The organism is Neisseria sp. DTU_2021_1001991_1_SI_NGA_ILE_055, assembly GCF_032342915.1.
GTDB lineage: Bacteria > Pseudomonadota > Gammaproteobacteria > Burkholderiales > Neisseriaceae > Neisseria.
Genome location: NZ_CP135440.1, coordinates 1,027,512 through 1,039,549, shown reverse-complemented (window position 1 = coordinate 1,039,549; position 12,038 = coordinate 1,027,512). Strand labels below are relative to the sequence as shown.

Here is a 12,038-nt window from a genome sequence, read left to right as displayed (position 1 = left end):
CCCCCATTTTCAGGCTGCCATGTAAAATTCTATAATTACGCCTTTATGCCAAACCATTTATCTGCGAAAGTCCTACACCCAATTTGACGTTGCCGTCATCGGCGTAGGCCCGTCAGGCTCGGTTGCCTCCGCCCTGCTTAACAAACAGGGCTTCAAAGTATGCGCGCTGGAAAAACAGCATTTTCCGCGCTTTGTGATTGGCGAGAGCCTGCTGCCGCACTGCATGGAAATGCTGGAAGAAGCCGGTTTTGCCGATGCCGTGCGCGCCGAGAAAGGCTTTCAGTTTAAAAACGGCGCAGCGTTCACATGGCGCATTTCACGCGCATCACCGACAACATCGCCGCCGAAGCCGATTTTGACCGCAACAAAATCCTGATTACCACCCACCCGCAGCACCGCGACGTATGGTTTTGGACAATCCCTTTCGGCGACAATACCTGCTCGCTCGGCGTGGTCGGCACACCCGACAAACTGGCGGGCGATTCCGAAGCCGTGTTGAAACAAATAGTGGCAGAATGCCCCAATCTGGTTGAATTTTTTAAACATTCCGAATGGGAAAACGGCTTCCCCTACCGCAGCATCCAAGGCTATTCCGCCAATGTTAAAGCCCTGCACGGCAAACATTTCGCGCTGTTAGGCAACGCCGCCGAGTTTATTGACCCCGTGTTCTCATCGGGCGTAACCATCGCGCTGCATTCCGCCAAACTCGCCGCTGACCTGCTTGCCCGCCAGCTCAAAGGCGAAGCGGCAGACTGGCAGCGCGAGTTCGCCGAGCCGCTGATGGTGGGCGTAAACGCTTTTCGCACCTATGTGGACGGCTGGTACGACAACCGTTTCCAAAACGTGGTGTACGCACCCAACCGCGCGCCCGAAATCAGCCGCATGATTTCCGCCATTCTCGCGGGCTATGCGTGGGATACGGCAAACCCGTTTGTAGAAAAATCGGAACAGCGGCTGAACACGCTGGCGGAACTGGTGGGGGATTTGGCGTTTGAATAGGTGTTGATGTCGTCTGAAAACAGTTGCAGGTCGGGCATTGATGCCCGACAAACACCGACCTGTTTATCTTAAAATGAGACCTTTGCAAAATTCCCCAAAATCCCCAAAATCCCCTAAATTCCCACCAAGACATTTAGGGGATTTTGGGGAATTTTGCAAAGGTCTCAAAAGGAGAAGAAATATTACAAACAGCTGTTCCGTTAATTGAGCAAATTGATGAGTTATTTTTCGGAAAGTTGGATAACAACGAAGAACAATTTAAGCATTTTCTTGTTAGATTAAACAAAGAATAAGAATATTATTTATGGAGTTGTCAATTTTGATAGCTCCATACTACATTTGAAACTCAAAAATAGAGCATAGCTATAGAACAGAAATTTATTCAAGAGAATTATTTACACCAAAATATAGAAGTCCTCTGTTTTATTTTCAAAAAGTAAAACAGAGAACATAAATGGTTGGCTCTTGAAAGCAATGTGTAAAAATTTACGTTAATATTGTAAAATATAATGATATAATTACTCTGTTATTGGGGTTATTTTTACGTATTTTTAAGAAAGTCATCAATATTTGATTGCAACAAGTTGAAATAATTAGAGTTTTATTTTTTCATTCTTTCCTTATATAGAAACAACCGTTCTGAGCATTAAGTTTTTTCTTGTTAATATGTATCTATGAAATTGACATCTCTTTTATTTTCTATGGTATTATTAGAATAGTATGGTTTATTAGAAATTATACATAGGTGATGTTTCAATTTTATCATTAAGGATAAGAAAATGAATTTAGATCTTTCTTTTGAAGTAGTAAACCAGCAATCAACAACGATGGCAAAATATTCCGACGGCTGTTCTGGACAGCGTAGTGATTGTTGTACGAGAGTATGTACGAGAATCAATAATGAAGCATCATCAACAGATGCTTGGGATATGTACCTTGAAGTTAATGCAGGTGTATTGCAATACTAAACAACTTTATGTGCCCTGTTTTAAACAGGGCTTTTTGCTAAAATTATTATGCTAAATAAAAAATTTAAATTACAAGATACTCTAGATGTTTATATTTCGGAATTGGAAAATGATAAAGTTATAGTTACTTTTAGTAGAATGACTACGCGAGAACGTTTAGAAATCACAACTCATCGTGATGTGGCTATGTTTTTAGCTTGCTTGAATGGAAAACAAACGACATTAGAAATTCTAAATACTTTAGGGCATTTTGATATTGGACAAGCAGTTAAACTATTAGATTTTTTACGATCTAAGCACCTTATTTGTGAAATAGATAATAATGCAATTGAAAATTCTCGTTATTCCCGCCAAATTGCTTATTTTGATGATATGGTATTGAATCAGAGCGGGAATGAATCACAGCAAAAATTGCAGAATAAGCATATTGTGATCATCGGTTGTGGGGCCGTTACTGGTGCTATGGCAGAAATTTTAGCTCGAGCAGGAGTAGAAAAATTTACGCTTATTGATGATAGAAAAGTTCGTCAATCAGATCTCCTTCGTCATTTATTTTGTCGTTTGAATCAGATTGGTAATTATAAAACAGATATATTAGCTGATTATTTAAAACGTATAAATTACAAAATTCAAACAAAAATTTTTCATGAAAAGTTATTGCCACAAACTGATTTGAATAATTGGATCACAGATGATGTTGATTTAGTGATTAATGGTTGTGATGAACCCTATATTGGACATACTTCTTTAAAAATTGGACGTTTTTTACAAAAGAAAAATATTCCAATGTATGTAATGGGGGGATTTGATGCACATCTAATGAGTTCGGGAGAACTGGTTTTTTCACCATATACCCCTTGTATTGATTGTTGTCAGCAAACCTTCCAAAAAGCGTTAACCAATTGGAAACCTACTTATACTAAAGTAGAAAAACCTGAGATATTAATAAAAGAAATAAATAATATTTCAATAAGTCAAGAACAGCTTTGGGATATTGGTGGAGCAGGTGGATTGTCAGCTATGTCACTTTTTTCTGCTAATTTGAGTTGTCTGAGAATTATTCAGTTCTTGGTTGGCGATGATAATTTTGATTATAAAACAGAGCGATATGAGTATTTAATTGATAAGGGTGAAATGACGGTATTTGAAATGGTTAAGCAAACTAATTTTTGTGGATTGTGTAATGGATAATTTGCGTTTACGTCGTTCAATAGGTATTGTTACTATGGAACAATACATTGATTTTTTTAAATCAAATACGCGAGAAAGTATCATATTGAAAATGAATAACCCTCAAATTGTAACATTGTTACAATGTTTTGATGGTAATACAAGCATACAACAGGTTTGTGAAAAGTATCAAATTAGCAATATAGCTCAATTAGAAAAATTATTAGAATATTTACATAAAGAACATATTTTAATTCATCAAGATGTACCATATCCATTAGATTTTGTTACAAATAAAATTCGTTTGTTAAATTTGCTGGAGGACTATTGTCATTCAACAAGTGAAGTAATGGCTAAAGTAAAAGATTTGGCTAATAAAACTGTACTGATCATTGGTTTAGGTGCAGTAGGAAGCTTTATTGCAATGCAATTAGTACAATTTGGTGTTTCTAACTTGATTTTTGTAGATAAAGATTGTGTTGATGAGAGTAATTTACACCGACAGTATTATTTTGAAGAACAAATAGGTAAGCTAAAATCTAAAGTTTTACAGCAAGAAATTTTAGCTATAAATCCTGATTGTCATATTGAGATTATTGACGATTTTCTAACTGAAGACTTTTTTAAAAAATATGAAATGCCTGCACATTTAGATCTAATTATTAATTGTGCAGATGAACCAAATGTAGATAAAACCAGCCGTATTGTGGCGGAGTATGCGATGGAGAAGCGTATTCCTCATATTATTGGAGGTGGTTATAATTTACATTTAACATTAATTGGTCAAACAATTATTCCATTTCAAACAGCTTGTTTCGAATGCTTTAATCTATTTTTGAAAGAGTTAAATGATACTAGTTTACGGAATGTGAAAAAACTACACAGAGAAAATAGAAAATTAGGTTCATTTGCACCATTATCAGGTATAGCATCGAATTTAGCTGTATTAGATGCATTTAAGTTGTTAATTGGTAGATTAGATAAACTACAACAAGCTAATAAGAGAATAGAATTTAACTCAGCTTCGCATAAATTTTCTGTTATGCAAGTAAACCGTTCAAAAAAGTGTAAATGGTGTGGTAATGAATAATAATATTGAACTTTATCAGGTACGAACTCATAATCTGAAAAACATTTCTGTATCGATTCCTAAAAAGAAAATTACAGTAATTTATGGGCGTTCTGGAGCAGGGAAAAGTTCATTAGCTTTTTCTACACTACATAAACTTTGTGCTGATGAATTTGAAGCAATGGAAAATGGTTTTAGTGATAACGAAGATTATCAGCTTGATGGATATAGTGGCATTATTCCCAGTATTGCGATTAATCAAACCAATAAAAATAATAATCCACGTTCTACACTTTATTCATTTTTAAATATGGCACAGATCATTTCTGCAGTTAAGAAAGATAATCTATTTCCATATACGTTACTTAAACTCAATAAACCACAAAATGAATGCAAATATTGTAACGGTTTAGGTGAAACAGCTGAAGTTATAGATACTAATTTAATTGATGAGCAGAAAACACTTGAAGAAAATCCATTTAAAATATGGCAAAAAGGATATCTATCAGAGTTATATTACAAATTAATGATTGCCTATTGCGAAGCTGAATTTATCTCAATAAATAAACCATATTATCTGCTTTCAGAGGATGAAAAAAATAAGTTGCTTTATGCTACAAGTAAAGAAAAATTAGTTGTGCGTTTTAAGCATAATGGTAAATATAAGCAAAGAAAGATATATTATCAAGGTGTAATGCTCTGTGCGGAATCTAAATTGAGTTCAAATACGATGGCTGATTGTGTAGAGATGAGGGTTTGTCCTTATTGCTTAGGAAGCAGGGTAGATCGAACAGTTTATAAGGATCAAAAAGTAGCAAATATTGATTTTATCGATTTTTTACGCTTACCTATTAGTGAGTTAGAAAATAAGTTGAAACATCAAGCCGAGTTCTCTCATTTGCACCGCGTATTAGATAGTATTTGTGAAATGGGATTAGGTTATTTGAATCTATCTCGTGCTATTCCATCTTTATCTGGTGGTGAATTGCAAAAATTAAAATTTAGCCGTATTTTAAATTCAGAGATTTCAGGGGTACTAATTGTGATTGATGAAATTTCATCTCAATTAAGTGATGAGGCATACCCAATTATTTGGTGTAAACTGAAACAGCTTACTGAAAAAAATACTGTGGTGTTAGTTGAGCATAATTGTTATTTTATTGAAAAAGCGGATTATCAGATTCATATTGGGAGATTCGCAGGTAGCCAAGGTGGTTATCTTTGTGAAAAAGAGAATATTTGTGCTTCTAATAATTCTATTAAACATAGAAAAACTAGGGATTTTTTCAAATTTACTGGGATAAATAAGCATAATTTACATAATCAAGCAGTAAATATTCCTAAGAAATCTATTACTGTGTTTACGGGTGTATCGGGAAGTGGTAAATCTAGCTTAGCAAAATGGATTGAAATTAATCAAAAAGCAATTTATATTACACAAAAAAATAGCCAGTTCTCTGCACGTTCAGTATTAGCTTCTACCTTGAAGGTTAATAAAATCATCGCTGAATACTTTGCTAAGCAGACTGGTTTACATGAAGATGAATTTCTCTTGCATAAAAATGCAGGTTGTAAAATTTGTCACGGTATTGGGGTTATTAAATATGAAAGAGGATTTGATAAGGATCTATATCTAAACTGCCATCAGTGTAATGGACATTTGTTTAATGAGCAAAATTTAGCAATTTATCAAAAAGTAGATGGATTGTCTATTTTAGATTTTTATCAGACTGAGATCAGCGAACTTTTATCTTTGTTACCCAAATCACTGGGAAGCTTTGTACAAATACTCACAACAGTTAATGAGTTAGGCTTGGGACATTTAACACTTTCTCGCAAAACTCAAACATTATCAGGTGGTGAGATCCGCCGTTTGAAATTGTGTGAACATCTTGCGCGTCAGAAAGAGACAAAGAAAATTTTGATTATTGATGAACCAGCAGCAGGCTTAGATCCAGAAACAGCAGATAAAGTTGCTGCTTTTATTCGGAAACGATCAGATTTATTCTCTAGTGTTATCTTGATCGAACATCGTTCTGAAGTTATTCGTTATGCAGATTATGAGGTAAAAGTAGGGCCTTCTGCAGGAGTTGAAGGAGGAAATATTGTTTCACAAGAATTCTTATAATTAAATAATTTAAAATTAATTTAGATGAGGTTTTAATAAATTTTTCTACAAAAATTATTAATAAAAATAAATATTATTTTTATACAAGCTAGCATCTTTATAAAGAATTAATTTGAAAGTTAAAAAATAATAAATTCTTAATTTATATTAAGATTGTCTTTAAAATTATCTAAAGAAAATCCTACATTTGTATCGAGCCGTTGACGGTCAGGCTGATTTCTTCCGAACCCGGAGAAGCCGGTACGCCATCTTCTATTCCTGCAGCCACTTCTGCGGCGGGGATTGCACGCAGCATTTTGGCGTGTGCAAAGTCGCCGCCGACTTGGCGGTTGCCGATATGGCCCAGGTTGAGTTTGACGATTTTGTAGCTGGAGAAGCCGAGTGTTTGGGCGAGGTTTTGGGCGCGGTCTTTGAAGCGCAGGATGACGGCTTTGCTCAGTTGATCGACGGTTTCTTCGCGTTTTTCTTTGGATACGGAAAATGAGGAGTTTTCCAAAACGGCGATATTGATACTGTCGGCAATCAGGCGGTTGAGTGCTTCAAAGTCTTTGCTTTCTACTTTGAAGTAAGCGTGTTCTTCCCAGCCGGTTTGGGTACGTTTGCCGTTGGTGTATTGATAGCGCGGGGAGGCGTTGCGTTCCATCAGCTCGGCTTTAAATTTGCTGTTTTGGGAGATTTTGTTGAACTGGTTGAATTTCTTCATGAAGGCTTGGTTGACGGCTTGACGGTCTTTGCCTTCTGCATTGACGCTGAAATACGCGGTCATGGTATCTCGCGGTACTTCCATGTTGGCAGATTCGGAAAATTCAACGATGTTGTAGTTGAGGCTTTCTGCTGCTACGGGCAGGGAGGCGGCTAGCAGTAGGGCAATAAGGGCTGGACGGAGCATTTTGGTTTCCTTATAAGGGGATTTCAAAAAAGTAATTTAGCATGAAAGATGGAAATGTTGGCTTTGGCAAGCGTAAGGATTTGTATGGACTGAGGCTGTCTGAAAAGAAGTTACTTTATATCCATCAGGCCGACTTCATGGGGATTGAGGCGGGCGTTTTCTTCTTGGCCTAAGCCGACCAATTTACGCAAGCGGGTCATGTAGGCGTTGACATCAAGGCCCCGTCCGTAGCGTTGCGCTTCCCAGATGGTTTCTGCCAAGGCTTCCATCATATCGTGTTCAGCTTTGACCCAGTCGCCGTTGTAACAGGCGCAAAGTTGTTGGTGGATGGCACGGATGCCCGGGGGCTGGTCGATGGCGCTTTGCTCTTGTAGGGAAAGGTGTAGCGACATGTGCAGGAATGGGTTGCTTTCGCCGTCTTCGGGCAGCCATTCTTTATCTAAATATTGTTCGATGTCTTCGAGATAGTGTCCGTATTCGGGATGGGCTTCGATAATGCGTAAGGCTTTTTGCTGTAGGCCGTCCAATTGGAGCGGTGCGAGCCTGTGTTGCCAGACGTGGGCAAAAAATCGGCGGACATCGTGGGTGTTTACGTCATACATGATGGGTGTAATTTGATTTTGGGATATGTGATTATATAGCGATTGCGATAAAAAAGGCCGTCTGAAAAGTGTGTTTTCAGACGGCCTTTGTTTTGTAGGGTTTAGCGGCGGTCGATGATTCGGTAATACACTTCGCCGTCTTGAACATAGCCCAATTCGACGCGGGCAATTTCGGCGATGGCCTCTTGTCCGTGTGCCAAGTCTTCAACTTCCGCATTGAGGAAATTGTTGCGTAAAGTGAGCGTTTGGTTTTTTTCCTCCTGACGGACGAGCTGCTCCTGCAATTCTTCCGTATGCCCGACGCTGCCTTTGCCAAACCAAAGGCTGTACTGACAGCACAACAGTGCGAAGGTTAAAACAAAAGTCACCCACTTCATACAATCAATATCCTATATTTTGCTTATTTGCTCAGTTGGTAGAATGCGGCTTTGCCGGGGTAGTAAGCGGCTTCTGCCAATTCTTCTTCAATGCGCAGCAATTGGTTGTATTTCGCCATGCGGTCGGAGCGGGACAGGGAGCCGGTTTTGATTTGCATACAGTTGGTGGCAACTGCCAAGTCGGCAATGGTGCTGTCTTCTGTTTCGCCGGAACGGTGGCTCATTACGCTGGCGTAGCGGTTGCGTTTGGCCAAGTCGACGGCTTGCAGGGTTTCGCTCAATGTACCGATTTGGTTGACTTTAACCAGCAATGCGTTTGCTACGCCTTTTTCGATGCCTTCGGCCAAGATTTTTGGATTGGTTACGAACAAGTCGTCGCCGACCAATTGAACTTTTTTGCCCAATTTTTCGGTCAGCAGTTTCCAGCCTTCCCAGTCGTTTTCGTCCATGCCGTCTTCGATGGAAATGATTGGGAATTCGTTAACCAGGCCTTCCAGGTATTCGGCAAATTCTGCGCTGGTGTAGGAGCGGCCTTCTGCTTCCAGGTGGTATTGGCCGTCTTTGTAGAACTCGCTGGATGCGCAGTCCAGGGCGAACAATACGTCTTCGCCTGCTTTGTAGCCGGCGGCTTCGGTGGCTTCCACCATCAATTGCAGGGCTTCTTTGTGGCTGTTCAGGTTGGGTGCGAAACCACCTTCGTCGCCAACGGTAGTTGGGAAGCCTTTGCTGTCACACAGTTTTTTCAGCGCGTGGAAAATTTCGGCACCGCAACGCAGGGCTTCGCGGAAAGATTTTGCGCCGACAGGCATGATCATGAATTCTTGGATGTTCAGGCTGTTGTTGGCGTGTTCGCCGCCGTTGATTACGTTCATCATCGGAACCGGCAGAGCCATTGGGCCTGCGCCGCCCAAGTAACGGTACAGCGGCAAGCCTGCATCTTCAGCGGCCGCGCGTGCTACGGCCATAGAAACGGCCAAAGTGGCGTTGGCGCCCAAGTTGCCTTTGTTTTCAGTACCATCCAATTCGATCATGATTTGGTCGATATAAGATTGTTCGCTGGCATCGATGCCGATGAGGGCTTGCGCGATTTGGTTGTTAACGTGGTCAACGGCTTTCAATACGCCTTTGCCCAAGTAACGGGATTTGTCGCCGTCACGCAGTTCCAAAGCTTCTTTTTGACCGGTTGATGCGCCGCTTGGTACGGCTGCACGGCCCATGACGCCGGATTCCAACAATACGTCACACTCTACAGTAGGGTTGCCGCGAGAGTCTAAGATTTCGCGTGCAAAAATATCAACGATTGCGCTCATGAATATCTCCAAAATAGGATGGTAAAAGAAAAGTAGCTTTGTTACGCTTCAGACAGCCTTGAGGATGATTGCCGAAGTCTGATGAATGCAGCCATTATACCGTCTTTGCCGGGCATGGCATCGGCATCGGTATGAAACCGACTGTAAGTTTGTTTCACGTCAATATCGGTTAAACAAACATAAGTCATATAGTGTAACATTTTTTCCCCTTTTTAGGGTGAAAAGCTGATTAAATAAGGCATAAGGCCGTCTGAAAACCAGATTAGCCTTCGCCTAAAATCATCGAACCTATGCCGTCATCGGTCAGCACTTCCAAGAGCAGGGCGTTGGGAACGCGGCCGTCTATGATGTGCGTGGCTTTGACGCCGCTTTTGGCGGCTTCGACGGCGGAGGCAATTTTAGGCAGCATGCCGCCGTACAGCGTGCCGTCTTCAATCAGTTCGTCAATGCGGCTTGGCGTCAGGGTGGTCAATAATTTGCCTTCTTTATCCAGTACGCCGGGGATGTTGGTCATCATCAGCAGTTTTTCGGCTTGAAGTTTTTCCGCCAGTTTGCCGGCAACCAAGTCGGCATTGATGTTGAACGCTTCGCCGTTTTGGCCTACGCCGATGGGTGCGATGACCGGAATGCAGCCGCGCTCGACCAAGCCTTCCACTAAACGGGTATCAATGTCGGCCACGGTGCCGACTTGGCCGATGTCCACGCCTTTTTGCTCGGGCGTGTCGATCAGGAGTTTTTCCGCTTTGATGAAGTGGTTGTCCCGGCCTGTAATGCCGACGGCGCGACCGCCGAAGGAGGTAATCATGGAAACGATTTCTTTATTGACGTGTCCGCCCAAAACCATTTCTACGATGTCCATGGTTTCGCTGTCGGTGACGCGCATGCCTTGAACAAATTCTCCTTTTTTGCCGACTTTTTCCAGCATTTCATTGATTTGCGGGCCGCCGCCGTGAACGATGACGGGATGCAGGCCGATCAGTTTGAGCAGGACGACATCGCGTGCGAAGCCCTCTTTTAAGGCCGACTCGGTCATGGCGTTGCCGCCGTATTTGATGACGATGATGGAGCCGGAAAAACGGCGGATATAAGGTAAAGATTCGGCAAGGACGCGCGCTTTGATCGCAGAGGAGACAGATTGTTGCTGAGTCATGGTTTCAACCTTGTTTCATGATTTCGGCCTTTATCTTAATCCCAAAGGCCGTCTGAAACAATATTTCCAAGCGCTTGAAATCCTGTTAAATCAGTTAAATGGTTGAAACCAGCCTCATGCAAACGGTAAAATGACGGTTTGCTTCGGCCTCTTTGCCGATTACTAAGGATACCCATGATGAAAATCAGCACCCAATTCGATGCCGGTTCGGTCGTTGTCAAAGATTTGAGCAACCCTGCCGATATCCGTCTCGCCCTGCGTCCCGACAATGCTTCGGAGTTTGCCCAATGGTTTTACTTCCGTTTGCAGGGTGCGGCCTATCAAAACTGCGTGATGCATTTTGAAAATGCGGCGGACGCTGCGTATCCTTTGGGCTGGGAGGACTATCAGGCTTGCGCTTCTTACGACCGCCAAAATTGGTTCCGCGTGCCGACCAGCTATGAAAACGGCGTGTTGACCATCAACCATACGCCTTTGTCCAACAGCGTTTACTACGCTTATTTCGAGCCTTATTCCAACGAGCAGCATTTGAACCTTTTGGGCGATGCGCAGGGTAGCGGCTTGTGCCGTATCGACGACTTGGGCAGTACCGTTCAAGGCCGCGACATCAATCTTTTGACCATCGGCAACCAAGTCGAAAGCGACATGAAAGTCTGGATTATCGCCCGTCAACATCCGGGCGAAACCATGGCGGAATGGTTTGTCGAAGGTTTGCTGGGCCGCCTGCTTGATCCGCAAGATCCGACCGCGCGCATGTTGCTTGACCGTGCGACTTTCTACATTGTGCCGAATATGAATCCGGACGGTTCGGTATTGGGCAATTTGCGTACCAATGCCGCCGGCGCCAACCTCAACCGCGAATGGGAAAACCCGACTTTGGAGCGAAGCCCCGAAGTCTTTACCGTCCGCGAAAAAATGATGGAAACCGGCGTGGATTTGTTCTTGGATATTCACGGCGATGAAGGTCTGCCGTTTGTCTTTGTGGCCGGTACCGAAGGCGTGCCGAACTACGATGAGCGCATCGAAGCCTTGGAAGACCAATTCAAGCTTGCGTTGCTCAATGCCAGCCCTGATTTCCAAGACGATTACGGCTATGACAAAGATGCGCCGGGTCAGGCAAACATGACTTTGGCGACCAACTGGGTCGGCAATCATTTCAACTGCCTTGCCTATACTTTGGAAATGCCGTTTAAAGACAATGCCAACCTGCCGGACGACGATTTCGGCTGGAACGGCCAACGCTCGCTGCGCTTGGGCGAGGCCATGTTGTCTGCTATTTTGAATGTGGTTGGCGATTTGCGTTAAACCGTCCGACACTGCATACAGGCCGTCTGAAAGTTCAGGCTTTCAGACGGCCTTTGAGATAAGGAACACAC

Annotated in this window: 10 protein-coding genes and 1 pseudogene; 6 read left to right on the top strand and 5 right to left on the bottom strand. The window is 42.1% G+C overall.

Features of this window, described 5'->3' with window-relative positions:
- The first annotated feature begins 61 nt into the window (after positions 1-61).
- The 5 genes and pseudogenes from RRV97_RS04855 to RRV97_RS04835 all read left to right on the top strand — a co-directional run bounded on the left by RRV97_RS04855 (position 62) and on the right by RRV97_RS04835 (position 6,334).
- Positions 62-999, top strand: a pseudogene (locus tag RRV97_RS04855) (NAD(P)/FAD-dependent oxidoreductase).
- A gap of 779 nt (positions 1,000-1,778) precedes the next feature.
- Entirely contained in the window at positions 1,779-1,967 is a 189-nt protein-coding gene (locus tag RRV97_RS04850) for a hypothetical protein (RefSeq protein WP_080614082.1), read from the top strand.
- A gap of 48 nt (positions 1,968-2,015) precedes the next feature.
- Positions 2,016-3,158, top strand: a complete 1,143-nt coding sequence (locus RRV97_RS04845; RefSeq protein ID WP_070849699.1) for a HesA/MoeB/ThiF family protein — start codon at positions 2,016-2,018, stop codon at positions 3,156-3,158.
- On the top strand, positions 3,151-4,227 hold the full coding sequence (locus RRV97_RS04840; RefSeq protein WP_315612137.1) for a ThiF family adenylyltransferase: 1,077 nt from the start codon (positions 3,151-3,153) through the stop codon (positions 4,225-4,227). The genes RRV97_RS04845 and RRV97_RS04840 overlap by 8 nt, the downstream gene beginning before the upstream one ends.
- Entirely contained in the window at positions 4,220-6,334 is a 2,115-nt protein-coding gene (locus tag RRV97_RS04835; protein ID WP_315612136.1) for an ATP-binding cassette domain-containing protein, read from the top strand. Before RRV97_RS04840 ends, RRV97_RS04835 begins: the two co-directional genes overlap by 8 nt.
- Before the next feature lie 181 nt (positions 6,335-6,515).
- On the opposite strand, the gene RRV97_RS04830 is transcribed toward RRV97_RS04835, so the two are convergent.
- The 5 genes from RRV97_RS04830 to argB form a co-directional block, all read right to left on the bottom strand.
- Positions 6,516-7,223: an SIMPL domain-containing protein gene (locus RRV97_RS04830; protein ID WP_315612135.1), complete on the bottom strand. Its 708-nt coding sequence runs from the start codon at positions 7,221-7,223 to the stop codon at positions 6,516-6,518.
- Between the two features lie 110 nt (positions 7,224-7,333).
- Entirely contained in the window at positions 7,334-7,825 is a 492-nt protein-coding gene (locus tag RRV97_RS04825; RefSeq protein WP_315612134.1) for a DUF1841 family protein, read from the bottom strand.
- A 101-nt stretch (positions 7,826-7,926) separates the two neighbouring features.
- Positions 7,927-8,202 (bottom strand): cell division protein FtsB, encoded by a 276-nt coding sequence (gene ftsB, locus RRV97_RS04820; RefSeq protein WP_003679613.1) that lies wholly within the window; start codon positions 8,200-8,202, stop codon positions 7,927-7,929.
- Between the two features lie 23 nt (positions 8,203-8,225).
- Positions 8,226-9,512: a phosphopyruvate hydratase gene (gene eno, locus RRV97_RS04815; protein ID WP_315612133.1), complete on the bottom strand. Its 1,287-nt coding sequence runs from the start codon at positions 9,510-9,512 to the stop codon at positions 8,226-8,228.
- A gap of 262 nt (positions 9,513-9,774) precedes the next feature.
- Complete coding sequence (gene argB / locus RRV97_RS04810) at positions 9,775-10,662, bottom strand: acetylglutamate kinase (protein WP_315612132.1); 888 nt, start codon at positions 10,660-10,662, stop codon at positions 9,775-9,777.
- A 174-nt stretch (positions 10,663-10,836) separates the two neighbouring features.
- Between argB and RRV97_RS04805 the strand changes: the two genes are divergently transcribed.
- A complete protein-coding gene (locus RRV97_RS04805) occupies positions 10,837-11,967 on the top strand; it encodes a M14-type cytosolic carboxypeptidase (RefSeq protein ID WP_070849708.1) in 1,131 nt (376 codons plus the stop codon).
- The last annotated feature ends 71 nt before the right edge of the window (positions 11,968-12,038 follow it).

Coding starts and splice junctions, on each gene's coding strand:
- RRV97_RS04850 (WP_080614082.1), top strand. CDS start 1,779: ATGAATTTAGATCTTTCTTTTGAAGTAGTAAACCAGCAATCAACAACG.
- RRV97_RS04845 (WP_070849699.1), top strand. CDS start 2,016: ATGCTAAATAAAAAATTTAAATTACAAGATACTCTAGATGTTTATATT.
- RRV97_RS04840 (WP_315612137.1), top strand. CDS start 3,151: ATGGATAATTTGCGTTTACGTCGTTCAATAGGTATTGTTACTATGGAA.
- RRV97_RS04835 (WP_315612136.1), top strand. CDS start 4,220: ATGAATAATAATATTGAACTTTATCAGGTACGAACTCATAATCTGAAA.
- RRV97_RS04830 (WP_315612135.1), bottom strand. CDS start 7,223: ATGCTCCGTCCAGCCCTTATTGCCCTACTGCTAGCCGCCTCCCTGCCC.
- RRV97_RS04825 (WP_315612134.1), bottom strand. CDS start 7,825: ATGTATGACGTAAACACCCACGATGTCCGCCGATTTTTTGCCCACGTC.
- ftsB (WP_003679613.1), bottom strand. CDS start 8,202: ATGAAGTGGGTGACTTTTGTTTTAACCTTCGCACTGTTGTGCTGTCAG.
- eno (WP_315612133.1), bottom strand. CDS start 9,512: ATGAGCGCAATCGTTGATATTTTTGCACGCGAAATCTTAGACTCTCGC.
- argB (WP_315612132.1), bottom strand. CDS start 10,662: ATGACTCAGCAACAATCTGTCTCCTCTGCGATCAAAGCGCGCGTCCTT.
- RRV97_RS04805 (WP_070849708.1), top strand. CDS start 10,837: ATGATGAAAATCAGCACCCAATTCGATGCCGGTTCGGTCGTTGTCAAA.